Origin of the sequence: Mesobacillus jeotgali (assembly GCF_014856545.2) — a bacterium.
Classification (GTDB): Bacteria; Bacillota; Bacilli; order Bacillales; family Cytobacillaceae; genus Mesobacillus.
Window position 1 is genome coordinate 1,677,615 of the sequence record NZ_CP109811.1, and the last position, 25,886, is coordinate 1,703,500.

General features: G+C 44.8%; 24 protein-coding genes and 1 pseudogene. All 25 read left to right on the plus strand.

Features of this window, described 5'->3' with window-relative positions; translation table 11 throughout:
* Positions 1 to 31: 31 nt before the first annotated feature.
* Positions 32 to 1,174, plus strand: coding sequence for a cell division protein FtsZ (ftsZ, locus tag FOF60_RS08310; RefSeq protein ID WP_192470270.1), 1,143 nt, complete (start codon positions 32 to 34; stop codon positions 1,172 to 1,174).
* A 611-nt stretch (positions 1,175 to 1,785) separates the two neighbouring features.
* Positions 1,786 to 2,724: a sigma-E processing peptidase SpoIIGA gene (gene spoIIGA / locus FOF60_RS08315; protein WP_192470271.1), complete on the plus strand. Its 939-nt coding sequence runs from the start codon at positions 1,786 to 1,788 to the stop codon at positions 2,722 to 2,724.
* 44 nt (positions 2,725 to 2,768) lie between these two features.
* Positions 2,769 to 3,487 (plus strand): annotated as a pseudogene (gene sigE, locus FOF60_RS08320) (RNA polymerase sporulation sigma factor SigE).
* A 168-nt stretch (positions 3,488 to 3,655) separates the two neighbouring features.
* Positions 3,656 to 4,435: an RNA polymerase sporulation sigma factor SigG gene (gene sigG, locus FOF60_RS08325; RefSeq protein ID WP_144474803.1), complete on the plus strand. Its 780-nt coding sequence runs from the start codon at positions 3,656 to 3,658 to the stop codon at positions 4,433 to 4,435.
* Positions 4,436 to 4,605: 170 nt separating this feature from the next.
* The gene (locus tag FOF60_RS08330; RefSeq protein ID WP_192470272.1) at positions 4,606 to 4,878 is read left to right on the plus strand and encodes a YlmC/YmxH family sporulation protein; all 273 of its coding nucleotides are present in this window, start codon (positions 4,606 to 4,608) and stop codon (positions 4,876 to 4,878) included.
* Positions 4,879 to 4,946: 68 nt separating this feature from the next.
* Complete coding sequence (pgeF, locus tag FOF60_RS08335; RefSeq protein ID WP_192470273.1) at positions 4,947 to 5,777, plus strand: peptidoglycan editing factor PgeF; 831 nt, start codon at positions 4,947 to 4,949, stop codon at positions 5,775 to 5,777.
* On the plus strand, positions 5,777 to 6,463 hold the full coding sequence (locus tag FOF60_RS08340) for a YggS family pyridoxal phosphate-dependent enzyme (protein WP_192470274.1): 687 nt from the start codon (positions 5,777 to 5,779) through the stop codon (positions 6,461 to 6,463). The genes pgeF and FOF60_RS08340 overlap by 1 nt, the downstream gene beginning before the upstream one ends.
* A 1-nt stretch (position 6,464) precedes the next feature.
* On the plus strand, positions 6,465 to 6,905 hold the full coding sequence (locus tag FOF60_RS08345; protein ID WP_102262124.1) for a cell division protein SepF: 441 nt from the start codon (positions 6,465 to 6,467) through the stop codon (positions 6,903 to 6,905).
* Positions 6,906 to 6,910: 5 nt separating this feature from the next.
* Positions 6,911 to 7,171 (plus strand): YggT family protein, encoded by a 261-nt coding sequence (locus tag FOF60_RS08350; RefSeq protein WP_192470275.1) that lies wholly within the window; start codon positions 6,911 to 6,913, stop codon positions 7,169 to 7,171.
* 75 nt (positions 7,172 to 7,246) lie between these two features.
* The gene (locus tag FOF60_RS08355) at positions 7,247 to 8,020 is read left to right on the plus strand and encodes a YlmH family RNA-binding protein (RefSeq protein WP_192470276.1); all 774 of its coding nucleotides are present in this window, start codon (positions 7,247 to 7,249) and stop codon (positions 8,018 to 8,020) included.
* A gap of 90 nt (positions 8,021 to 8,110) precedes the next feature.
* Positions 8,111 to 8,632 (plus strand): DivIVA domain-containing protein, encoded by a 522-nt coding sequence (locus tag FOF60_RS08360; RefSeq protein WP_192470277.1) that lies wholly within the window; start codon positions 8,111 to 8,113, stop codon positions 8,630 to 8,632.
* A 370-nt stretch (positions 8,633 to 9,002) separates the two neighbouring features.
* Complete coding sequence (ileS, locus tag FOF60_RS08365; protein ID WP_192470278.1) at positions 9,003 to 11,762, plus strand: isoleucine--tRNA ligase; 2,760 nt, start codon at positions 9,003 to 9,005, stop codon at positions 11,760 to 11,762.
* A gap of 152 nt (positions 11,763 to 11,914) precedes the next feature.
* Positions 11,915 to 12,202 carry a TraR/DksA C4-type zinc finger protein gene (locus FOF60_RS08370; RefSeq protein WP_192470279.1) on the plus strand — a complete coding sequence of 96 codons (288 nt, stop codon included), beginning with the start codon at positions 11,915 to 11,917 and terminating at the stop codon, positions 12,200 to 12,202.
* Positions 12,203 to 12,572: 370 nt separating this feature from the next.
* Positions 12,573 to 13,064: a signal peptidase II gene (gene lspA / locus FOF60_RS08375; RefSeq protein WP_023614969.1), complete on the plus strand. Its 492-nt coding sequence runs from the start codon at positions 12,573 to 12,575 to the stop codon at positions 13,062 to 13,064.
* Complete coding sequence (locus FOF60_RS08380) at positions 13,036 to 13,947, plus strand: RluA family pseudouridine synthase (protein ID WP_192470280.1); 912 nt, start codon at positions 13,036 to 13,038, stop codon at positions 13,945 to 13,947. Before lspA ends, FOF60_RS08380 begins: the two co-directional genes overlap by 29 nt.
* A 205-nt stretch (positions 13,948 to 14,152) precedes the next feature.
* The gene (gene pyrR, locus FOF60_RS08385) at positions 14,153 to 14,695 is read left to right on the plus strand and encodes a bifunctional pyr operon transcriptional regulator/uracil phosphoribosyltransferase PyrR (protein ID WP_192470281.1); all 543 of its coding nucleotides are present in this window, start codon (positions 14,153 to 14,155) and stop codon (positions 14,693 to 14,695) included.
* Positions 14,696 to 14,838: 143 nt separating this feature from the next.
* Complete coding sequence (locus tag FOF60_RS08390) at positions 14,839 to 16,158, plus strand: solute carrier family 23 protein (protein ID WP_192470282.1); 1,320 nt, start codon at positions 14,839 to 14,841, stop codon at positions 16,156 to 16,158.
* A gap of 179 nt (positions 16,159 to 16,337) precedes the next feature.
* Complete coding sequence (locus FOF60_RS08395) at positions 16,338 to 17,282, plus strand: aspartate carbamoyltransferase catalytic subunit (protein WP_192470283.1); 945 nt, start codon at positions 16,338 to 16,340, stop codon at positions 17,280 to 17,282.
* Complete coding sequence (locus FOF60_RS08400) at positions 17,245 to 18,528, plus strand: dihydroorotase (protein WP_192470284.1); 1,284 nt, start codon at positions 17,245 to 17,247, stop codon at positions 18,526 to 18,528. Before FOF60_RS08395 ends, FOF60_RS08400 begins: the two co-directional genes overlap by 38 nt.
* Positions 18,525 to 19,622 (plus strand): carbamoyl phosphate synthase small subunit, encoded by a 1,098-nt coding sequence (locus FOF60_RS08405; protein WP_192470285.1) that lies wholly within the window; start codon positions 18,525 to 18,527, stop codon positions 19,620 to 19,622. Before FOF60_RS08400 ends, FOF60_RS08405 begins: the two co-directional genes overlap by 4 nt.
* Positions 19,609 to 22,821: a carbamoyl-phosphate synthase large subunit gene (carB, locus tag FOF60_RS08410; protein ID WP_192470286.1), complete on the plus strand. Its 3,213-nt coding sequence runs from the start codon at positions 19,609 to 19,611 to the stop codon at positions 22,819 to 22,821. Before FOF60_RS08405 ends, carB begins: the two co-directional genes overlap by 14 nt.
* The gene (locus tag FOF60_RS08415) at positions 22,818 to 23,585 is read left to right on the plus strand and encodes a dihydroorotate dehydrogenase electron transfer subunit (protein WP_192470287.1); all 768 of its coding nucleotides are present in this window, start codon (positions 22,818 to 22,820) and stop codon (positions 23,583 to 23,585) included. The genes carB and FOF60_RS08415 overlap by 4 nt, the downstream gene beginning before the upstream one ends.
* Positions 23,582 to 24,523: a dihydroorotate dehydrogenase gene (locus tag FOF60_RS08420; RefSeq protein WP_192470288.1), complete on the plus strand. Its 942-nt coding sequence runs from the start codon at positions 23,582 to 23,584 to the stop codon at positions 24,521 to 24,523. The genes FOF60_RS08415 and FOF60_RS08420 overlap by 4 nt, the downstream gene beginning before the upstream one ends.
* Positions 24,495 to 25,211, plus strand: coding sequence for an orotidine-5'-phosphate decarboxylase (pyrF, locus tag FOF60_RS08425; RefSeq protein WP_192470289.1), 717 nt, complete (start codon positions 24,495 to 24,497; stop codon positions 25,209 to 25,211). Before FOF60_RS08420 ends, pyrF begins: the two co-directional genes overlap by 29 nt.
* Positions 25,208 to 25,843: an orotate phosphoribosyltransferase gene (gene pyrE, locus FOF60_RS08430; protein WP_192470290.1), complete on the plus strand. Its 636-nt coding sequence runs from the start codon at positions 25,208 to 25,210 to the stop codon at positions 25,841 to 25,843. The genes pyrF and pyrE overlap by 4 nt, the downstream gene beginning before the upstream one ends.
* Positions 25,844 to 25,886: the final 43 nt, after the last annotated feature.

A 25,886-nucleotide genomic window follows, 5' to 3' on the forward strand; every position in this document is an offset into this window, starting at 1 on the left:
ACGGGAAATCGGCGAATTAGGAGGATTTGTCATGTTGGAATTTGATACGAATTTAGATTCACTTGCTACTATAAAAGTTATCGGTGTTGGCGGCGGCGGAAATAATGCGGTTAACCGAATGATCGAACACGGTGTCCAAGGTGTGGAATTTATCGCGGTCAACACAGACGCACAAGCACTTAACCTTTCCAAAGCTGAAATCAGAATGCAAATCGGCGCAAAATTGACGCGCGGACTTGGTGCAGGAGCAAATCCAGAGGTAGGTAAAAAAGCTGCCGAGGAAAGCAAAGAACAAATTGAAGAAGTACTAAAGGGCGCAGACATGGTATTCGTCACAGCTGGTATGGGCGGAGGCACTGGAACTGGTGCAGCGCCAGTAATCGCACAGATCGCTAAAGATCTTGGTGCGTTAACAGTGGGTGTTGTTACACGTCCGTTTACATTTGAAGGACGCAAGCGTGCTGGGCAGGCTGGCGGCGGAATCTCTTCTATGAAGGAAGCAGTAGATACACTGATCGTCATCCCTAACGACCGTTTGCTTGAGATTGTTGACAAGAGCACTCCGATGCTTGAAGCATTCCGTGAAGCGGATAATGTTCTGCGCCAGGGTGTCCAGGGTATTTCTGACCTAATTGCTACACCTGGTTTGATCAATCTTGACTTCGCTGACGTAAAAACGATCATGTCCAATAAAGGTTCAGCCTTGATGGGCATTGGGGTAGCATCAGGTGAAAACCGTGCTACCGAAGCAGCCAAAAAAGCTATTTCATCTCCATTGCTTGAAACATCACTTGATGGAGCTCAAGGTGTCCTGATGAATATCACTGGCGGCACGAATTTGAGCCTTTATGAAGTTCAGGAAGCTGCAGATATTGTTGCTTCTGCTTCAGATCAAGATGTAAACATGATCTTTGGTTCTGTTATCAATGAAAACTTAAAAGATGAAATTATTGTTACGGTGATTGCAACAGGCTTCAATGAGGAAGTCGTCCAACCAAAGCCGACAAGACCAGGTTTTGGCGGACAGCAAAAGCCAGGTATGGGAGCGATCAAGCGCGAACAGCCGAAACGTGAAGAAATCCAGCAGGAAGCACCAAGAAGCAACCAGTCGCCACAGGGTGAGGATGCCCTTGATATCCCAACATTCCTGCGCAACCGCAACAGAAGACGCTAATATTACTGCAGAAGGACATAGCCGAAACGGCTATGTCCTTTTTAATGTTCCAAAACACCTGTCACACAAATTTCTTTAGGCAGTCCTAAAAAAATAGTGGTTTCCTATTAAATCAAAGATTCTTTTTACACTCGTAAATAATAATCTGAAAATTGACAAAATCCGAAGGTAAAAGTGAAAATCTCTGTTGTTTTGTTGCCAGAATATGACACACTTCATAGGTCATTGACGATATACTTTTCCGTAACGGAATGATAGAGCAAAAGCAAACCGTTTAAAAAGTGCTTGCCATGTGGCTGCTTACATTGCCCGACGCCAACTTGGTACAACAAAAATTTAATAGGGTTAGCCAGATTGAAAAAAACTTGTGTATGTTATCAAGTAGATGCTGGATTCTGGCTCTGCACATAAGGGCAAAAAAGGCGCTTGAGGATTTTGTACCTGTAAAGCGTATAGAGTTTATACACTTGGATTAGTGTCTAGCTCCAGCGCCTAGCCCCTCGAGACGTTTCGGTCCGCCCAATGAAGTCAAAGAACGACTTCACTGGTCGGCCCTCCAACGCTTGTCGGGGCTGACCAAGGCGCTTGCGCTTTTCTTAGGGGGATGAGAGGTGAAGGTATATCTGGATGTCATCTGGGCTCTGAATCTATTATTTGATACATTCCTTCTTTACCTGACTGCGATCATCCTGAAAAGACAGGTTAAGCTTTGGAGATTAGGTTTGGGAGGGGCCATTGGTTCATTGCTCATTATATTAGCAATTACTCCTTTTCATGCTGCAGCGGGGCACCCAGCAGGGAAATTGTTTTTTTCGATCATGATGGTCCTGGCAGCCTTTGGATATAAAAGATTCCGTTTTTTCATAAAGGCGCTCATGACTTTTTATGTAACGACCTTTCTGCTAGGGGGCACCTTGACAGGAGTACATTACTTTATCCAATTTGATATGAACCTGGCATCGAGTGTTGCTATGAATCATATTAAGGGATTTGGTGATCCAATCAGCTGGCTGTTTGTATTGCTCGGGTTTCCGCTTGCCTGGCATTTTTCGAGGCGGAATATTGAACAATTTGAAATGACCAAGATTCAGTATGATTCACTCGCAGAAGTTGACGTGAAGTTCATGGACTTGGATTTCAGCGTAAAAGGACTGATCGACAGCGGCAACCAGCTATATGACCCTATTTCTAAAATGCCAGTCATGATTTTATCCATTGCAAATTGTTTGGATCGTATGCCAAGTGAACTCAAAAGGATTGCGGATGATCCTGATTGTGTTTTGTCAGGGGATGGGAATTTTTCTGCTCAGTTAGAAAATCGAATGAGAATCATTCCATGCAAGGTGGTCGGACAAGAGCATCAGTTAATTATTGCTTTTCATCCTGAAAGTATTAAGATCACCACAAACGAAGGTACTTATATTGCTGAAAAGGGTTTAATATCTTTTACTGCACAAGAATTATCGGCAGATGGCAGTTTCCAATGCATTATCCACCCTAAAATGCTGGCAGGAATGTCAAAGTCAGAGCGGGCGGAGAAGGTAAGTTAATATTACTATACTCAGAAATACATAATTTAGAAGGAGGACAATCAATGAAAAATTTGCGGCTTCGGTTATCCTATTACTGGTATAAATTATTAATTAAACTAGGCTTGAAAACAGATGAAATATATTATATCGGCGGTAGCGAAGCGTTGCCACCTCCTTTAACGAAAGAAGAGGAAGAAGTGCTGTTGCATAAACTGCCAAAAGGGGATAAAGCAGCGCGGTCGATCCTGATTGAAAGGAATTTGAGACTCGTTGTTTACATCGCACGTAAATTCGAAAACACAGGCATCAATATAGAAGACTTAATCAGTATTGGAACAATCGGTTTAATTAAAGCGGTCAATACCTTTAACCCAGAGAAAAAGATCAAGCTGGCGACCTATGCATCGAGATGTATTGAAAATGAAATCCTCATGTATCTGCGCAGGAATAATAAACTTCGGTCAGAAGTTTCCTTTGATGAGCCGCTGAATATTGATTGGGATGGAAATGAACTTCTGCTGTCTGATGTTCTTGGTACAGATGATGATATTATCACTAAAGATCTCGAATCCAATGTTGATAAAAAATTGCTGGTTAAAGCGCTGCAGCAGCTTTCTGACCGTGAAAAGCAAATCATGGAATTGCGTTTCGGACTTGGGAGCGGTGAGGAGAAGACCCAAAAGGATGTCGCGGATATGCTGGGAATTTCACAGTCCTACATTTCACGTCTTGAAAAAAGAATCATAAACGTTTGCGTAAAGAATTCAATAAAATGGTATAGCAGAAAAATTTTCGCCAAAATATTTTTAACGTTGATAATCGTGATAAAACAACGGTTTACTGGACAATTCTTCCTGAAACCAGTCCAGGCTTCAGGTAAATAGTGCATATTTTTCCTTCTTGCGGAGATACTGATTTTTGACAGCAGCTCCTGTGAGGAGGGAAAAGATTGACACGAAACAAAGTTGAAATTTGCGGTGTTGATACATCAAAGCTTCCCGTTCTAAAAAACGAGGAAATGAGAAAACTTTTCAGAGAAATGCAAAGCGGTGACATCACAGCAAGAGAGAAACTTGTGAATGGGAACCTGAGGCTTGTTTTGAGTGTGATCCAGCGTTTTAACAACCGGGGCGAGTTTGTTGATGACCTGTTTCAGGTCGGATGTATAGGCCTTATGAAGTCCATTGATAATTTTGATCTCGGACAGAATGTTAAGTTTTCGACCTATGCTGTCCCTATGATCATCGGCGAAATCAGAAGGTATTTAAGAGATAATAATCCAATTAGAGTCTCCCGGTCATTAAGGGATATAGCCTATAAGGCCCTGCAAGTACGAGAAAAGCTGATGAGCGAAGCATCCAGGGAACCGACTGCAGAGGAAATTGCCAAGGTGCTTGAAGTGCCGCATGAAGAGATTGTATTCGCCCTTGATGCCATCCAGGATCCAGTCTCCTTGTTTGAACCAATCTATAATGATGGCGGAGATCCAATTTATGTAATGGACCAGCTAAGTGATGAACGGAACAAGGATACGAACTGGATAGAGGAAATTGCCTTGAAAGAAGGCATGAGGCGGTTGAACGAAAGGGAAAAACTAATTTTAAGGAAGAGATTCTTCCAGGGTAAGACACAAATGGAGGTAGCCGATGAAATCGGCATCTCACAAGCCCAGGTATCCCGCCTTGAGAAAGCAGCCATTAAACAAATGAATAAAAATATACAAAGCTAAGCTGCCTTTTGGGCAGCTTTTTCATTTGCATTAGGTATAAGGCTCTAATAAAAGAATGATAGGACATCCGATATAATCTGTAATGACTGAACTAATTCATACATCTGTATTACCTTCATATAATTTAAAAAGGGCTGACAAACGCCAAAGTGAAATCCGGAGGGATCTGTATGGTTAAGGTGACAGAATTTCAAGTTAAGGATGTCGTGAATGTTTCGGATGGCAAAAGGCTTGGTAATATAGAGGACTTTGAAATCAATTTAAATACCGGTAAAATTGAAGCGGTTGTTATAGGGAGTTCCGGAAAAGTGCTTGGATTCTTCGGAAAGGAAGAAGAAGTTGTGATTCCCTGGAGAAATATCCTGAAAATAGGTGAGGATGTCATTTTAGTCCGGTATAAAGACAGCGGTGAATACCTGCAGCAAAATGACAGTGATGAGTAAGGTCGTAATACTGTTGTATTGCGGCTTGTATGTGATAAACTAGACAAAAACGTGTGAGGTATTAGACAATGGAGCCATTCATCTTAAAAAGTGAGGAATATTTTGTCGTAAAAGAGTGGATGGAACGTTATCCAGGACTTGAAGCGGGGTTCACGACAAAGAATGGCGGTGTGAGCAAGCAGGATGCTTTTACAGGTCTGAATTTCGGTTTTCATGTTGGAGACGAGCAGAATGCGGTTTGCGAAAATCGTCTCCTGGTGGCCGATAAGATCTCATTTCCTCTTTCCAGCTGGGTCGGTGCGGAACAAACGCATGATATCCAGATTGCAAGGGTCGGACAATCGGATCAAGGAAGAGGCTCTGCAACTTATGATTCTTCTTTTTCAGGGACGGATGGCTTCATGACTGATGAGAAGGGAGTCCTTCTTACACTTTGTTTTGCAGACTGTGTACCGCTTTATTTTATAGAACCAGAGACAAGGTTGATCGGAGTCGCTCACGCTGGGTGGAAAGGAACTGTTCATGGCATTGCAGCTGAAATGATCAGCAAATTTCAGCAAAATGGCGCAAAAACGGAAAAAATTTCTGCTATTATTGGCCCATCAATATGCAAAAAATGTTATATTGTTGATGAGAGAGTCGTCAATTTAGTGAAAAATATACTAGATGGTGTCGATATATTACCATATAATCAAGTTAGTGAAGGCCAATATTCTCTCGATTTAAAGGAAGTGAACCGTCAGATACTGTTAAAAGCAGGCATGGAAGACGGGAATATACAGGTTACCGATTATTGCACAAGCTGCCACAGTGAGCATTTTTATTCGCATAGACGGGATAACGGGAATGCTGGGCGAATGATGGCTTATATAGGCTGGAAGGAGGATAGCCATCCATAATGAATGTCAGAGAAAATCTGGAGGTTATCCAGAGTCAAATAGCAGATGCCTGTAAAAAAGCCGGGCGCAATCCAGAAGAGGTCAAGATTATTGCAGTTACTAAGTATGTTTCACCAGAACGTGCCAAGGAGGCAATTAATGCAGGTGTCACCCATCTTGGCGAGAACCGGGATGAAGGACTGCTTCATAAAATTCGCCACTTAGAGGACAAGCCTGTATGGCATTTTATCGGGACACTGCAAACGAGAAAAGTGAAAAACATAATTGAACATGTTACATATATTCATTCATTGGACAGGCTTTCGCTTGCGAAGGAAATCAACAAGCGGTCAGATTCAAAAGTGAGTTGCCTGATTCAGGTCAACGCATCCGGTGAAGAGAGCAAGCATGGGTTGAGGCCGGATGAAGTAATTGGTTTTGTACAAGACCTGAAGCAGTTTAATAATATTCAGATCAGCGGATTGATGACGATGGCTCCCTTCACTGAAGACCAGCAAGTGATCAGGGATTGCTTCAGGACACTGAAGAGTCTCCAGGCTGAATTACAGTCGCTTCAACTGGAAAATGCACCATGTGATGAATTGTCAATGGGAATGTCAAATGATTTTCAAATAGCTGTTGAAGAAGGATCCACAATGGTGCGCATTGGCACTGCATTGGTAGGGAACGAATCGGAGGTGCAATAATATGAGCTTAAAATCAAAAATTAAGACATTTTTTTTCCTGGAAGATGAATATGACTATAATGATGAGGAAATGCTCGAGGAAGAAGCAGAGCCTTTTAAGCCCAATAAACAGCCTGTCCAGCAAAAGCAGAATGTGGTAAGCCTGCAAAGCGTGCAAAAATCTTCAAAGGTTATCCTCATGGAGCCGAGGATGTACGCTGAAGCCCAGGAGATCGCTGATCACTTAAAAAATCGCAGGGCAGTCGTTGTGAACTTGCAGCGTATCGAACAGGATCAGGCAAGGCGCATTGTCGATTTCCTTAGCGGAACAGTTTATGCAATCAGCGGTGATATTCAGCGGATTGGCATGAATATATTCTTATGTACCCCGGATAATGTGGAAGTCACAGGAAATATTTCTGAGCTGATGCAGGAGCGGGATTACCAAGAGTCGAGGTGGTAGATTAAATGGATATAGTAATAGGTATTATAGCTCAGTTAGTTAGTCTTTATCAGTGGGCCCTGATTATTTATATTTTCATGTCATGGTTCCCTAACGCGAGAGAAACGGCAATCGGACAATTTTTGGCGCGTATTTGCGAACCATTCCTGGAGCCTTTCCGCCGGATTGTTCCTTCAATTGGCATGATTGATATTTCGCCAATCGTCGCTTTCCTTGTATTGCGTTTTGCTGTCAGCGGCTTGTATCAGCTGGCTGCTTGGTTTTAATAAGGAAATTCTTTCTTGCAGGGTCTGAATCAGGCCCTGCTTATTTTCTATCAAGGTAATAAAAGGAGTACATAAATGTCTATTTACCAGCATTTTCGTCCTGAGGAAAGGGAATTTATCGATCAGGTCATTAACTGGAAAGAATATGTTGAGCAAAATTATGCTCCGAAATTAACTGATTTTTTGGATCCCAGAGAGCAGCAGATCCTTTCAACGGTCATAGGCAAGCATCCTGATGTAAAATGGGAGCTTTTTGGCGGAGCTTCAGGTACAGAAAGGAAAAGGGCATTCCTATTTCCCGAGTATTTGGAAGCTAAAAAAGAAGATTTCCAGGTGAAGCTTTTCCGAATTGATTATGCAAAAAAGTTTGTGAATATCGAACACCGGCAAGTTTTGGGCAGCCTGATGTCCCTTGGCTTGAAGCGAGGGAAATTTGGAGATATCCTGATTGATGGAGATGACGTGCAGTTTTTTGCAGCTGAGGAAATCGCTGATTACATCCGGCTGCAATTAGAATCGATTGGCAGGGCATCGATTGGCTTATCAGAACTTCCGCTTGAAAAGGCTGCAGCTATTGCTGAGGAATGGAATGAAATGAACACTACCGTTTCATCCTTACGCCTGGATACCGTCATGTCGGCTCTATTCAATCTCTCAAGGCAGAAATCCCAGCTGCTTATCCAGCATGGCCATGTAAAGGTTAATTGGACAGGCATTGAAAATACAGCCTTTGAGTGCGGTGAAGGGGATGTCATATCCGCACGAGGATATGGGCGTGCGAAAATCATCACAATTGAAGGTAAAACAAAAAAAGATAAATATCGAGTTATTGCCGGAAGAAAAAAATAATTATATAGTTATAGAAGAAGGATTTTTAGTGTTTTTGTCGAATCATTGCTTTAAGTACATAAAGGATTATAACTTATGGGAGGTGGCGTAATGCCTTTAACGCCGTTAGATATACACAACAAAGAATTCAATAAGGGATTTCGCGGGTATGATGAAGATGAAGTGAATGAGTTCCTTGATCAAGTTATCAAGGACTACGAACTAATAATCCGAGAGAAAAAAGAGATGGAAGAAAAACTGAATGAAATGAATTCAAGGCTTGGACACTTTACCAACATCGAAGAAACATTGAATAAATCAATCGTGATCGCCCAGGAAGCGGGAGAAGAAGTTCGCCGCAATGCACAAAAAGAAGCAAAGCTGATCATTAAGGAAGCGGAAAAGAACGCTGACAGAATCATCAATGAATCCTTATCAAAGGCACGTAAAATTGCTTTGGAAATCGAAGAGTTAAAAAAGCAGTCTAAAGTGTTCAGGACAAGATTTAAAATGCTGATCGAAGCGCAGCTTGATATGCTGAACACAGATGACTGGGATCACCTGCTCGAGTATGAACTGGATTCAACAGAATTAAAGTCGACTGCGCGAGAAGAAGAAGATTCACTAGCTTGACGCGGGGGCGTTAAATCGCATATAATTTCATAACAAAGTGCAATACATGACAGAAACGATGACAGGGACAGTATGGCGTTCCAGTTGCTTGCATTTCAGCGAAATGGGGAAGGTGGAAGCCCATTGCAAGCGGATAGCCAGAACATCACCCGATAGTTCCGAGCTGAACATCCTTTTTAGGACCAGTAAGCACAGGCGTGACATTCGCGTTAAGAATGCTAAGAGGACAGTATGAGGAATACTTGTCTATTTAGGGTGGTACCGCGGGAAATAAACCTTCTCGTCCCTTTTCAGGGATGAGGAGGTTTTTTTATTTTTCAAAGGTCGTTTTCTTTCATGATTGCAACGGTAAAAATAGGAGGATCAATTAATGGAGTACAAAGATACTTTACTCATGCCGAAGACCGAGTTTCCAATGCGCGGAAACCTTCCGAACAGGGAACCAGAAATTCAGGCAAAATGGGAAGAAATGAATATCTATGAAAAGGTTCAAAAACACACCGAAGGGCGTCCGCATTTTATCCTGCATGATGGACCTCCATATGCCAATGGAGATATCCATATGGGGCACGCACTAAATAAGATCCTTAAGGATTTTATCGTCCGCTATAAATCAATGAGCGGTTTCTGCTCGCCTTATGTACCAGGCTGGGATACTCATGGCTTGCCAATCGAGCAGGCACTGACGAACAAGGGCGTAAAACGCAAGGAAATGACGGTTGCCGAGTTCAGGAAGCTGTGTGAAGAGTATGCTTACCAGCAAATCGACAATCAGCGTGAACAGTTCAAGCGTCTGGGAGTGAGAGGCGACTGGGAAAACCCTTATATCACTTTGAAGCCAGAATATGAAGCACAGCAAATTAAAGTATTCGGCGAAATGGCCAAAAAAGGTTACATCTACAAAGGCAAAAAGCCTGTCTACTGGTCACCGTCAAGTGAATCTGCACTTGCGGAAGCCGAGATTGAATACCAGGATAAGCGTTCTGCATCCATCTATGTTGGCTTCCCTGTAAAAGACGGAAAAGGCGTACTGGACCAGGGTGTCGAAATCATCATCTGGACAACAACTCCATGGACGATCCCTGCTAACCTTGGAATTTCCGTACATCCTGATTTGACATATGTTGTGGTTGAAGCTGACGGCAGGAAATTCCTTGTAGCTGAAGATCTTCTTGAAGCAGTAACAAATGAAATTGGTTGGGAAAATGCTTCAACAGTTAAGAAAGTTGCTGGAAAAGAGCTTGAAGGCGTTCTGGCAAAGCATCCATTATACGGCCGGGATTCACTTGTCATGCTAGGCGAGCACGTTACAACCGATGCTGGTACTGGATGTGTCCACACTGCGCCTGGACACGGGGAGGATGACTTCCATGTTGGCCAGAAGTACGGTCTTGAAGTATTATGCCCTGTAGATGATAAAGGTGTTATGACAGCTGAAGCAGAAGGCTTTGAAGGTCTATTTTATGATCAGGCAAACAAGCCAATCACAGAAAAACTTGAAGAAGCTGGTGCTTTGTTGAAGCTAAGCTTTATCACCCACTCATACCCGCATGACTGGAGAACGAAAAAACCTGTTATCTTCCGTGCTACAGCACAGTGGTTTGCGTCAATCAAGGACTTCCGCGGTGAATTGCTAAAAGCTGTTGAGGAAACAAAATGGGTTCCGGCATGGGGCGAAACAAGATTATTCAATATGGTCCGTGACCGCGGTGACTGGTGTATTTCGCGTCAGCGTGCATGGGGCGTGCCAATTCCTGTATTCTATGCAGAAAACGGCCAGGAAATCATCACGGATGAAACGATCGAACACGTTTCAAACCTGTTCCGTGAGCATGGTTCTAATATCTGGTTTGAAAAAGAAGCGAAGGAATTGCTCCCAGAGGGCTTCAGCCATCCTGGCAGCCCTAATGGCCAATTTACAAAAGAAACAGACATCATGGATGTTTGGTTCGATTCAGGTTCATCCCATCAGGCAGTGCTTGTAGAGCGTGATGATCTCCAGCGCCCGGCGGATCTTTATCTGGAAGGATCTGACCAATACCGCGGCTGGTTCAACTCATCATTATCAACAGCAGTTGCCGTAACAGGCAAAGCTCCTTACAAAGGAGTCCTGAGCCACGGTTTCGCACTTGATGGCGAAGGCCGCAAGATGAGTAAATCCATTGGTAACGTAGTCGTGCCTGCAAAGGTCATGAACCAGCTGGGTGCTGATATCCTCCGTCTCTGGGTTGCATCCGTCGATTATCAATCCGACGTCCGTGTTTCTGACGCCATCCTGAAGCAGGTGGCTGAAGTGTATCGTAAGATTCGTAATACATTCAGATTCTTACTGGGCAACCTTTCAGATTTCAACCCAGAAACAGATGCTGTACCATACGAACAGCTGCGCGAGGTTGACCAGTTCATGCTTGTGAAGTTGAACAAATTGATCAAGTATGTGCGCAATGCATATGACAATTATGAATTTGCAGGCGTCTACCATGCGGTCAACAACTTCTGTACGCTTGATTTGAGTGCATTCTACCTTGATTTTGCAAAGGATGTTCTTTACATTGAAGCTTCAGGCAACGCTGAGCGCCGCGCAATCCAGACAGTATTGCACGAGAGTCTGCTTGCGTTGGTTAAACTGACTGCACCGATCCTTTCTCACACAGCGGATGAGGTTTGGGCTTTCATTCCTTCAGCGAAGGAAGACAGCGTCCAGCTGACAGATATGCCTGAAGCGAAGGAAATCGCAAATGCAGAAGCACTTGAAAACAAGTGGAATGCATTCATGAAGCTTCGTGACGATGTCCTGAAGGCACTTGAAGAAGCAAGGAACTCAAAAGTGATCGGCAAATCGCTGACAGCAAAAGTTTCTCTATATGTTAATGACAGCACAAAAGAGCTTCTGGATTCAATCTCTGAAAACTTAAGCCAGCTGTTCATTGTTTCAGGCTTCGAGGTCGCTGGAAGCTACGATCAGGCGCCTGACAATGCGATCAAGCTTGATAATGCAGCGATTGTGGTTACAAAGGCTGAAGGTGAAACTTGCGAAAGATGCTGGGTTGTCACACCAGATGTCGGCAAGGTCGAAGAGCATCCAACACTATGTGAACGATGTGCAACGGTTGTAAAAGAAAATTACTAATTTGATTTTTGGACTCCGGGATTTTATCCGGAGTTCTTTTTTTGCCAATTATCATCCTGCTTGGGAAATCCTGCAGTACATGTAAAAACTTTAACTGAGTCAGCAAATTGTTACGGGAAATAATAGCTTTAAACAGGAACGGGGGCAGATATATGGATAGTAATCTCGATTACATTTACAAAGAGCTCCGCGAAACGAGAACAGAATTGTTAGCGTACCTGAATGACGGCCAGAAAGACGAAAGGATTTTGCATTATATAAATGATGAGCTCCACGATATCGAAGCAGCGCTGGAAAAAATGGAAAATGGCGAGTATGGAAAATGTGAAGTATCTGGAGAATACCTGCCATATGAAGTTTTGCAGACCATCCCCACAGCTAAATCAGCTGTGGAGTTAGACCAGATTGAACAATACTACCGTAAGCCAATTTATTCGTAAAAAAAGATCGGCATGGTTGCGATGCTTAGGATTGGATGATCCACTCAATGTTAACTTACTGGAAAAAATCATCGAAAATTTCCAAGTCGCCAATAAAAGTGAATTTTCGCCAATAAAATCAAATTATCGCCAATAAAAAATGAAAATCGCCAATATAAATATTTTTTCGCCAATAAACATTTTTGACCAAACATTTTCTGTTAAAATTATGCCCTACTGCTCATTCTTAAGGGTAATTTCTTTGTTAGTAGCCGTTTTGCTACTTTTAAAGGACAGGAAAATTACAAAATCTTATAATATCTGTCGTTTTAATCTTTTATGTGCTAAAATTCAAAAGGTAATAAATGTTGTGGATGTGGAGGTTACCTTTGTGTTTTATTACATAATTGCACTGTTTGTTATTTTGCTTGACCAGGTTACTAAATGGTTTATTGTCAAAAACATGGAGCTTGGGGAGAGCATAAAGGTCATAGAGAATTTCTTGTACATCACTTCACACCGAAACCGTGGTGCTGCATGGGGAATCCTGCAGGGGCAAATGTGGTTTTTTTATGTCATTACCATCATTGTGGTGATTGGCCTTGTCGTCTATATTCAAAAAGCAGCTAAAGGCAAACTTCTGCTGGGTGTTTCGCTTGGTTTTATGCTGGGCGGGGCGATTGGGAACTTTATCGACAGGGTATACCGAAAGGAAGTTGTTGATTTCATCAACACCTATATTTTTGGATACGATTTCCCTATTTTCAATATCGCGGATTCTGCGCTGGTAATCGGTGTAGGATTGTTGATGATTGACATGATCAGGGAAGAGAGAGAGGCGAAAAGAAAAGCTTATGGAGAAAATGGAACACATCATCAGTGAGGAACAGGCTGGTGACAGAATAGATAAAGTGGTATCTACACTTGACCCAGAATGGTCTAGGAGCCAGGTGCAGCTATGGATTAAGGACGGGAACGTTCTCGTCAATGGAGCTAAAATCAAAACAAATTATAAATGCAGCTTGAATGATCAGCTTGAAATCATCATTCCGGAGCCAGAAGCGTTGGATGTTATCGCAGAGGAAATGGACCTTGAGATTTATTATGAGGATGCAGATGTCCTTGTTGTGAACAAGCCCAAAGGAATGGTCGTCCATCCAGCACCTGGACATATGACTGGAACACTTGTAAACGGGCTCATGGCGCACTGCAAGGATTTATCTGGTATCAATGGCGTGCTCCGCCCGGGAATCGTCCACCGGATTGATAAGGATACCTCCGGACTTTTAATGGTGGCCAAAAATGATATGGCACACGAAAGCCTGGTGAACCAGCTGGTGGCCAAATCTGTTACTCGAAAATACAAGGCGCTCGTACATGGAAATATCCAGCATGATCATGGAACAATTGACGCTCCGCTTGGTCGCGACCAAAGGGACCGCCAGAGCATGACAGTAGTCGATAATGGCAAAAATGCGGTCACACATTTCAATGTTCTCGAACGCTTCCAGGACTTTACTTTTGTTGAATGCCAGCTTGAAACAGGCAGGACGCACCAAATCCGTGTGCATATGAAATACATCGGTTATCCGTTGGCCGGAGACCCTAAATACGGACCGAAAAAGACACTTGATCTTGGAGGACAGGCATTGCATGCTGGCCTGCTTGGATTTGATCACCCAAGGACAGGTGAGTATCTGGAGTTTGAAGCTCCGCTGCCTGAGTATTTCGTAAAGCTCTTAAATGATTTAAGAGAAAATCGTTGACAAAGTTCAACATCTATTTTAAGATGACTATAGTTTAATAAGTCCTTTAAAGACAGTCCCGTGAGGCTGAGAAGGAAACGGATTTGCAACTGGCATTAGTGTATGCTCGGCTGCATAATGACACCACACGTTTACCCTCTTGCCGAAATCAGGCGAGAGGGTTTTTTACTTTCCGTTTTCCATAGACAGAGAAGGAGTGAAAACAATGGCTGAAAAAGCGGTTGTGCTCGACAACCAGGGAATCCGCAGGGCACTGACGAGGATTGCTCATGAAATCATCGAAAGAAACAAGGGAATCGAAGACAGCGTGCTTGTGGGTATCCGTACCAGAGGGATTTATATCGCCAAAAGGCTGGCTGAAAGGATCCGCGAGATTGAAGGAGCGGAAATCCCGGTAGGTGAGCTGGATATCACACTGTATCGCGATGACTTGACGAAGAAGACGGATGATCAGGAGCCTGAGGTAAAAGGCTCGGATATTCCGGTCGACATTTCGAATAAAAAGGTTATCCTGGTGGATGATGTCCTTTATACAGGCAGGACAGTACGCGCTGGTATGGATGCTTTGATCGATATTGGACGCCCGGCGACAATCCAGCTTGCAGTGCTGGTCGACAGAGGTCACAGGGAGCTGCCGATCAGGGCGGACTTTGTGGGAAAGAACATACCGACATCAAGCTCGGAAAGAATCGTCGTCGAGCTTCAGGAAGTAGATGAAGAAGAACGCGTAAGCATTTTTGAAAAATAAATAATGCCCTTTTAAATGCAGTCCAGAGAGGCTGAAAAGGGGGAACGCATGGCTGATGGCTTTGTGCGGGTTTTTTTACCCATACCCTCTTTGTATCTACTGGCAAAGAGGGTTTTTTTATACAAAGAGAGAGGGGAATAAATATGAACAAACCAATCCTAGACATTAAAGATGTACCATCACCATTCCAATGGTTCACACTTAGCCTTCAGCACTTATTCGCCATGTTTGGCGCGACAATCCTTGTACCTTACCTGGTCGGCTTAAGCCCGGCCATCGCCTTGATTTCAAGCGGCCTTGGAACGATCGCTTTCCTGATTATCACTAAATTCCAGGTTCCGGCTTACCTAGGGTCATCCTTCGCTTTCATCGCTCCTGTCATCGCAGCCAAAGCAGGTGGAGGACCTGGTGCCGCAATGATTGGTACCTTCCTTGCCGGACTCGTTTATGGAGTTGTAGCTCTGATCATCAAGAAGGCAGGTTACCGCTGGATCATGCGCCTGCTGCCGCCAGTTGTAGTCGGCCCTGTCATCATTGTCATTGGGCTCTCACTGGCAGGAACAGCGGTCAGCATGGCAATGAATGTCCCTGGCACTACTGAGTACAGCTTGATTCACTTCTCTGCGGCTTTAGTAACGCTTGCAGCGACAATCGTCTTCTCGATTTACGGAAAGGGAATGTTCAGCATGATCCCTATCCTTGCTGGTATCATTGTCGGTTATCTTTACTCAATGGCAATAGGCATCGTAGACTTCACAGGAATCAGAAAAGCGGATATTTTTGAAATGCCAGATTTCATCTTCCCGTTTGTCCATTACGATGTGAGCATCAGCTGGAAGCTGGTCATGCTGATGGTTCCAGTCGCAATCGTCACATTGTCAGAACATATCGGACACCAGCTCGTACTGAGCAAGGTTGTCGGCAGGGATTATATCAAAGAACCGGGTCTTCACCGCTCCATCATGGGTGATGGTATGGCGACAATGATTTCCGGTTTGATCGGCGGGCCGCCAAAGACGACTTACGGCGAAAACATCGGTGTCCTTGCGATTACGAGAGTGTACAGCGTGTATGTCCTGCTTGGCGCAGCCATCATCGCGACAGTATTCGGATTCATCGGTAAAATTACGGCATTGATCAGCTCAATCCCAACACCGGTTATGGGCGGCGTCTCAATCCTGCTGTTCGGAATCATCGCTTCATCAGGTTTGAGAATGCTTGTCGACAGCAAAATCGACTTTGGCAACACAAGAAACCTTGTCGTCTCATCGGTTATCCTGGTGATCGGGATTGGCGGAGCATTCATTAAGCTGAATGAAAACTTCGAAATACATGGCATGGCTTTAGCGGCCTTGATTGGTGTCATCCTTAACCTGGTCCTGCCTGGACGCCCGGAAATTGAAGAAGATATGTTTGAAATGGAAACTGAAAAAAAAACTGAGAAAAAGAACGATGTAGCATAGTACCACCTTTTAAAGAAGTCCAGAGAGGCTTATAAGGGTGATATGAGCGAACCGGCTTATTCATGATGCACGCAAACCCGAAAATTCGGGGTTTATGCCGGCAAGCTCATAGTCAAGCACCCTGTTGAACAGAAAACAGGGTGCTTTTTTTTCTTGCAAAATAGAAGGGGGGATCAGCCGTGAAATGGGATTTACTGACAACATCACAGCTTAGTGAACAAGAAATACAGGAAATTATTCTGTGTGCGGGTGAATTTGCCAGCGGGAAGACATGGCAGCCAAAAGAAAAACTGTTCATCAGCAATTTATTCTACGAGCCAAGCACAAGGACAAAGTCCAGCTTTGAAATGGCTGAACGCAAGCTTGGGCTCGAAGTGATTCCGTTTGAGGTCCAGACATCCAGTGTACTGAAAGGCGAAACTTTGTATGACACCGTTAAAACACTTGAAGCAATTGGCACCGACGCACTCGTAATCAGGCATAATGCAGATAATTATTTTTCAGAACTTGAAAAAGGCATTAGGATTCCGATCATCAATGCCGGCGATGGAAAAGGGCACCACCCAACACAATCATTGCTTGACCTGATGACCATCCAGCAAGAGTTCGGCAGTTTTACAGGGCTTGCAGTTACCATCATCGGTGATATCCTCCATAGCCGTGTAGCGAGGTCGAATGCGGACGCACTGGTCAGACTTGGAGCTAAAGTGATTTTTTCGGGTCCTGAAGACTGGGTGGATCAAAACAACCTTCCTGAAGGCTGCTGCTATATGCCAGTAGACGAGGCCGTTAAGTCGGCAGATGTGGTGATGCTCCTGCGTGTCCAGCATGAACGGCATGATGGCAAACTTCTATTTGATAAGATTGAGTACCACCGACACTATGGTTTAACGATGGAAAGAGAAAGGCTTATGAAAAAAGGGAGCATCATCCTCCATCCTGCACCAGTCAATCGCGGCGTCGAAATCGCAGATGAATTGGTTGAAAGTCCAAAGTCACGGATATTTAAGCAAATGGAAAATGGTGTGTACATCAGAATGGCAGTGTTAAAGAGAGCACTTGAAAATAGGAATGGGGGAATGAAAAATGACCATGTTAATCAAAAATGGCAGATTGCTTACTGAAACAGGATTTGAAGAAACAGATATTTTGATAGAGGACGGAAAAATCGCTGCAATCGGATCCGGGTTAACAGCTGAAGCAGAACAAATTATTGACGCTAAAGGAAAGCTGGTTGCGCCAGGATTTGTAGACCTGCATGTGCATCTTCGCGAACCGGGAGGCGAGAAAAAAGAAACGATTGCTACCGGAACACTGGCTGCTGCAAAAGGTGGTTTTACCACTGTTGCTGCAATGCCGAACACCAGGCCGGTGCCTGATTCAAAAGAGCAGATGGAGTGGCTTCAGAAGAGAATCCAGGAAACAGCTTCCGTAAGAGTCTTGCCATATGCGTCAATCACTGTGCGCGAGCTTGGCCAGGAACTGACAGATTTTGAAGGTTTAAAAGAAGCAGGTGCATTCGCACTAACGGATGATGGCGTTGGTGTCCAGTCAGCAGGAATGATGCTTGAAGCAATGAAAAGAGCTGCAAAGCTTGATATGGCAATAGTCGCACATTGCGAAGACAATACTTTGATCAATAAAGGCTCTCTACATGAGGGCAGGAAAGCCGCTGAACTGGGAATCAACGGAATCCCGTCAGTATGTGAATCTGTACATATAGCAAGAGACATTCTGCTTGCGGAAGAGGCAGGATGCCATTACCATGTTTGCCACATCAGCACGAAAGAATCAGTCAGAGCAGTCCGGGACGCGAAGCGATATGGCATAAAGGTCACAGCAGAGGTAACGCCGCACCATTTGCTTTTGAATGAAGAGGATATAAGCGGAAATGATGCCAACTATAAAATGAATCCACCGCTAAGAAGCAAGGCAGACCACGAGGCATTGATCGCAGGACTGCTGGACGGGACGATCGATTTTATCGCCACTGACCATGCACCGCATACAAGTGAGGAAAAAGCAGAGGGAATCCAGCTGGCGCCATTTGGGATTGTCGGCCTGGAGACAGCTTTCCCGCTTCTGTACACACACCTTGTTAAAAAAGAAATTATTACCTTAAAGCAGCTGGTGGACTTTTTAACAGTCAAACCTGCAAAAACATTTGGATTGTCTTATGGAGAACTAAAAGCTGCTACACCAGCTGACATCGTATTAATAGATCTGGACCTGGAAAAAGAGATCAATCCAGAAGAATTTTTATCAAAAGGCAAGAATACACCATTCGCAGGCTGGAAGTGCAAAGGATGGCCGGTACTGACGATTGCTGAAGGAAAAATAGTCTGGGAAAAGGGAGTTGTGACCGCATGAAAAAGCAGCTGATTTTAGAGGATGGAACCATTTTTGTGGGGGATGGATTTGGAAGTGAAGCGGCTACTACAGGTGAGGTTGTTTTCAATACAGGTATGACCGGCTATCAGGAAATCCTGTCAGATCCTTCATACTGCGGCCAGATTGTGACACTGACTTATCCGCTGATTGGCAACTACGGCATCAACAGGGATGATTTCGAATCTATCAGTCCTGCAGTCCATGGGCTAGTGGTGAAAGAAAATGCTGAATTTCCTTCCAACTGGCGTTCTGAATTATCTTTGGATGCATACTTGAAAATGAAAAATATTCCGGGCATTGCTGGAATCGATACCAGAAAGCTGACAAAAATCATTCGGCAGCATGGAACATTAAAGGGATCCATCTGCGGGATGGAAGAAAATCCGGATGAAGTTATTGCAGCATTAAAAGGCAGAAGCCTGCCGAATGACCAGGTAAAGCAAGTTTCAACGAAAACACCTTATCCAAGCCCAGGCCGTGGCCATAGGGTCGTGCTTGTTGACTTCGGATTGAAGCACGGTATCCTGCGGGAACTGAATGACCGGAACTGTGATGTGATAGTAGTTCCTTACAATACAACTGCCGAAGAAATTCTCAGCTTGAGTCCGGATGGCATCATGCTTTCAAATGGACCTGGGGACCCAAAGGATGTTCCTGAGGCGATTGAAATGATTAAAGGTCTGTTAGGCAAGGTACCGCTGTTCGGGATTTGTCTTGGCCACCAGTTGTTCGCGCTTGCCTGTGGGGCAAATACGGAAAAAATGAAATTCGGTCACCGCGGCTCCAATCATCCTGTGAAGGATTTAAGGACGGGGAAAGTAGCGCTGACCTCACAAAACCATGGATATACAGTTACTGAAGAATCTGTCACAGGGACAGAGCTAGAGGTTACACATATAGCATTAAATGATGGAACAGTTGAGGGTCTTGCCCATAAAAATGCCGCAGCTTTCACTGTGCAATATCACCCGGAAGCATCACCAGGACCTGAGGATGCGAACGAATTATTCAACCAATTCATCGAGCTAGTAGAAGCAGAAAAAAAGGAGGCTGTCACAAATGCCAAAGCGTAAAGATGTTAACAGTATATTAGTCATAGGATCAGGACCGATCATCATCGGCCAGGCAGCAGAATTCGATTATGCAGGCACACAGGCATGCATCGCACTGCGTGAAGAAGGCTATAAGGTCATCCTCGTCAATTCGAACCCTGCAACCATCATGACTGACACGGAAATTGCAGATGTGGTATACATAGAGCCGCTTACTCTTGAGTTTGTGGCAAGGATCATCCGCAAAGAGCGTCCGGATGCCATCCTGCCGACTCTTGGCGGACAGACAGGACTTAACCTTGCAGTCGAACTGGCTAAATCAGGTGTTTTGGATGAATGTGGCGTGAAGATTCTCGGAACAAAGCTAGAAGCGATCAACCAGGCGGAGGACAGAGAGTTATTCAGGGACTTGATGAACGAGCTCGGACAGCCGGTCCCAGACAGCGACATCATTCACAATCTAGAAGAGGCTTATACTTTTGTGGAGAGAGTCGGATATCCAGTGATTGTCCGCCCTGCTTTTACAATGGGAGGCACTGGTGGAGGCATCTGCAGCAACGAAAAAGAATTGATTGAGATCGTAACGAGCGGCATAAAAAACAGTCCTGTAGGACAATGTTTGCTTGAAAAGAGCATTGCCGGGTTCAAGGAAATTGAATATGAAGTAATGCGTGACAGCAATGATAACGCCATCGTCGTCTGCAATATGGAAAACTTCGATCCGGTAGGTGTCCATACAGGGGATTCCATCGTCGTGGCGCCAAGCCAGACTCTGAGTGACCGTGAATACCAGCTGCTTAGGAATGCCAGCCTGAAAATCATCAGGGCCCTGAAGATCGAAGGCGGCTGCAATGTTCAGCTTGCACTTGACCCTGACAGCTTTAACTACTATGTAATCGAAGTGAATCCGCGGGTAAGCCGATCCTCTGCCCTGGCATCAAAAGCTACGGGCTATCCAATTGCCAAGCTGGCAGCTAAAATCGCTGTTGGTTTGACACTCGATGAAATGCTGAATCCGGTTACGGGGAAGACATATGCCTGCTTTGAACCTGCACTGGATTATGTTGTAACAAAAATTCCACGTTGGCCATTCGATAAATTTGAATCAGCGAACCGGACACTTGGAACGCAAATGAAAGCAACTGGCGAAGTTATGGCAATCGGCCGGACTTTCGAAGAGTCGCTGCTTAAAGCGATTCGTTCGCTTGAAGCTGATGTGATCCACCTTTCTTTGAATAATCAAAGTGAAATTAACGATGAATTGCTTGAGAAGAGAATTCGCAAGGCCGGTGACGAGAGGTTATTTTACCTTGCAGAGGCGATCAGAAGAGGGATTTCAATCGAAACTCTTCACAGCTGGAGCAAGATCGATTTATTCTTCCTTCATAAATTAGAGAGATTAATAGCTTTTGAGCAGGAGCTTTCTGAAAAGAAGTTTGACCTGGAAACAGCAAAGTCAGCAAAGCGCAAAGGCTTTTCAGATAAGGTAATTGCTGAACTGTGGAACGTGGAAGAACAGGAAGTATATCAGTGGCGGATTGAGAACAGCCTGACCCCTGTATTTAAAATGGTCGATACTTGTGCCGCTGAGTTCGAATCAGAGACTCCATATTTCTATAGCACATATGAGGAAGAAAATGAATCAGTTGTGACAGGAAGGGAAAGCGTCATTGTACTGGGGTCCGGGCCGATCAGGATTGGTCAGGGAATCGAATTTGATTACGCTACCGTCCATTCCGTGAAAGCCATCAAAGAAGCGGGCTACGAGGCCATTATCGTCAATAACAATCCTGAAACGGTCTCTACTGATTTTAGCATCTCTGATAAATTGTACTTTGAACCTTTGACGATTGAGGATGTCATGAACATTATCAATCTCGAAAAACCAATTGGAGCAGTGGTCCAATTTGGCGGGCAAACTGCGATCAACCTGGCATCGAAGCTTGTCGACAGGGGAGTGAAGATTCTCGGAACAAGCCTGGAAGATCTGGATCGGGCTGAGGACCGTGACAAGTTTGAACAGGCACTATCCGGCCTGCAAATCCCGCTTCCAAAAGGCAGTACAGCAAAATCAGTAAAAGAAGCAGCGTTGATTGCATCAGAAATCGGCTACCCAGTTCTTGTGCGTCCATCCTATGTACTCGGCGGCAGGGCAATGGAGATAGTCTATAAGGAAGAAGAACTTCTGCATTATATGAAAAACGCGGTAAAGATCAACCCTGAATATCCTGTGCTGATCGACCGTTATCTGACTGGGAAAGAAGTAGAGGTCGATGCGATATCCGATGGGGAAAACGTATTGATACCGGGCATTATGGAACATATTGAAAGAGCGGGTGTCCATTCGGGGGATTCGATCGGTGTCTATCCGCCTCAAAGCCTCAGTGAGGAAGTAAAACAAAAGCTAGTAAACTATACGATTGATCTTGCTAAAGGGCTGAATATTGTCGGTCTGCTGAATATTCAATATGTCATTGCTGATGAAGAAGTCTATGTGCTCGAAGTGAACCCTCGCTCCAGCCGTACAGTACCATTTCTGAGCAAAATCACGAACGTGCCAATGGCGAGAATCGCAACTAAGGTCATCCTTGGCCAGAGCCTGCAAGCTCAAGGATACGAAACCGGTCTTGTACCTGAACAAGATGGAGTTTTTGTGAAAGTACCGGTGTTCTCGTTTGAAAAATTGCGTCGGGTTGACATCACACTCGGACCGGAAATGAAGTCTACCGGCGAAGTCATGGGTAAGGATACAACGCTCGAAAAAGCTCTGTATAAAGGCATGATTGCTGCCGGCATGAAAATCAAGGAGTTTGGTACAGTCCTTCTTACAGTTGCTGATAAGGATAAAGAAGAAACATTGGCATTGGCAAAGAGATTCTCGAACATTGGCTATCAATTGATGGCGACAGAAGGAACAGCCAAATACCTGGAGGCTGCCGGCATTAAGGTGAAGACTGTCGGAAAAATCGGTGCTGAAGGACCGAATCTGATCGATGTGATCCGTAAGGGAGAAGCACAGATGGTCATCAACACGCTGACAAAAGGCAAGCAGCCAGAACGTGATGGATTCAGGATCCGCCGAGAATCTGTAGAGAATGGTGTGCCATGCCTGACTTCCCTTGATACAGCAAAAGCGATCTTACGAGTCATTGAATCTATGACATTTTCAGCAGATGCACTAAAGCCGATGGAGCAAGCCAAAGAAGGTGTTTTTTCATGATCAGGCAGGAAAACTGCAAAGTAGTGAGCAACAGACAGATTGCCGACAACATTTTTGAACTGGTCTTAAGCGGCGAACTTTCTGCGGCTATGTCCCAGCCTGGCCAATTCGTCCATGTGAAAGTTGGGGAAGGCTTTGACCCGCTTTTGCGCCGGCCAATCAGCATCGCTTCGATTAATGATGGCACATTTACGATTATCTACAGGAGGCAGGGAAGGGGAACCTCCATGCTAGCCGAAAAAACCCCAGGGATGTCAGTCGATGTCCTGGGACCACTGGGCAATGGCTTTCCGGCAGGAGAAGCCAAACCGGGTCAAACGGCAATCCTTGTTGGCGGTGGAGTTGGAGTTCCGCCTATGTATGAACTCGCTAAGCAGCTCGCCCGAAATGGAGTTAAAGTCATAAGCATAATCGGATTCCAAACAGCCAGTGCCCTTTTTTACGAAAAAGAGCTGTCAGGCTTTGGTGAAGTGTATGTTACGACTGTTGATGGCACCTATGGCCGAAAAGGGTTCGTCACTGACATTCTTGACGGTTTGGAAGCGGATATAGTATTTGCTTGCGGTCCGACACCGATGTTGAGAGCCGTTGAAAATGGAAATTATGCAGATAAAACTTACCTTTCACTAGAAGAACGGATGGGATGCGGAATCGGTGCTTGCTTTGCATGTGTCTGCCATACGAAGGATGATCCACAAGGCTTCACATATAAAAAGGTCTGCAGCGATGGACCAGTATTTCAAGCAGGGGAGGTTGTCATATGAGTTCGCTATCAATCCAGCTGCCAGGATTAAATCTAAAAAATCCAGTTATGCCTGCTTCAGGCTGCTTCGGCTTTGGCAGGGAGTTCAGCCAGCTCTACGACTTGAGCCTTCTGGGAGCAATCATGATAAAGGCTACGACGCCAGACCCGCGCTTTGGAAACCCGACGCCAAGGGTTGCCGAGACGCCAGGCGGGATGCTCAATGCCATCGGCCTGCAGAACCCCGGCTTAGAGAAAGTGTATAATGAAGAACTTCCATGGCTCGAGCAGTTTGATGTGCCGATCATTGCGAACATCGCTGGTTCAACGGAGGATGATTATGTAAAAGTAGCAGAACAAATGTCCAAGGCTCCAAATGTCCATGCCCTTGAACTGAATATATCATGTCCCAATGTAAAAACGGGCGGGATCGCCTTCGGCACAGACCCCGACATGGCAAAGGCGCTGACCCGGAAGGTAAAAGATGTGTCTGAAGTGCCTGTGTATGTAAAGCTTTCTCCAAATGTATCTGACATTGTCAAGATTGCCAGGGCAGTTGAGGATGGAGGCGCGGATGGGATCACAATGATCAACACTTTGCTTGGCATGAGAATCGACCTGATGACAGGGCAGCCAATACTTGCGAATAAAACCGGCGGCTTGTCCGGTCCTTCTGTGAAGCCGGTAGCCATCAGGATGATTTATGAAGTCAGCCAGCATGTATCCATCCCAATTATCGGAATGGGGGGAATCCAATCGGCTGAGGATGTGGTCGAGTTTTTCCTTGCCGGTGCAAGTGCTGCGGCGGTAGGAACCCAGAATTTCGTAGACCCTTTTGTATGCCCAAAAATCATTGAAGAATTGCCGGAATGGCTGGCTAAGCTCGGGGCAGACCATATTTCTGAATTAACGGGAAGGAGCTGGAAGAAGAATGAAAGACTCGCTTATTATCGCCCTTGATTTCCCTAACAAGGGGCAGGTGTTTGAGTTCCTTGAACCATTTGGAAATGAACAGCTTTTTGTAAAAGTTGGAATGGAGCTTTTTTATGCCGAAGGGCCGTCAATTATTGAGGAGTTGAAGAAGCGGAATCATAAAATCTTCCTTGACCTGAAGCTTCATGACATCCCTAATACAGTAAAAAGTGCAATGAAGGTGCTCGCTGGAATGGGGTGTGGCCTTGTCAATGTCCATGCTGCTGGAGGTTCGGAAATGATGGCAGCAGCGATCGAGGGCCTTGAGGCAGGCACTCCAGCGGGTCTCAAGCGTCCGGATTGCATTGCGGTCACACAATTGACCAGTACATCTGAAATCCAGGTCCATTCTGAACAGCTGATTGGGGTATCGTTACATGAGTCCGTACTGAATTATGCGGCACTGGCTCAAAAGTCAGGGCTTGATGGTGTGGTCTGTTCCCCTCATGAAGCCAGCCTCATTCATGGCCGATTGGGTGTTGAATTCATGACCGTCACACCGGGGATCCGTCCAGCTGAAAGTGCGATTCAGGACCAGAAACGCAGTGCTACTCCTGAATTTGCAAGGAAACAAGGTATATCCGCAATCGTCGTCGGAAGGCCAATTACACGGGCAGCTAATCCCCTGGAGAGCTATCTGGCAATTAATAATGAATGGAAAGGTGTATATCAATGAAAAGAGAAATAGCAGAAGCATTGCTTGAAATCGAAGCTGTCAGCTTACAGCCTGAAAATCCATTTACATGGTCTTCCGGACTGAAGTCGCCGATTTACTGTGATAACCGACTCACTCTGTCTTTTCCTCCCATCCGCAGAAGAGTGGCTGAAGGGCTGAAGAGCTTGATTGTTGAACACTTTCCAGAAGCTGAGATGATCGCGGGAACGGCTACTGCTGGGATACCTCATGCCGCCTGGGTCAGCGAACTGCTTGATTTACCTATGACTTATGTACGCTCGAAAGCAAAGGGACACGGAAAAGGGAATCAAATCGAAGGAAAGGTGACTCAAGGCCAAAAGGTCGTTGTTGTCGAAGATTTAATCTCAACTGGAGGCAGCGTCATTGAGGCGGTCGAGGCATTGCGAGAAGCAGGCTGCGTAGTACTTGGAGTTGTTTCGATTTTTACATATGAACTAGAAAAAGGCAAGCAGCAGCTGGATTCTGCAAATATCTCAGCACACTCACTGACTGACTTCACAACTCTTGCTAACCTGGCAGAGGAAAAAGGACTTATCACTAAAGAAAGTCTTGATAGCCTTGCAGAATGGCGCAAAAATCCATCAGAATGGGGAACCGCCAAAAATATTTGACTGAGAGCAGCCTATTGGCTGCTTTTTCTACTTTAGTAAAATA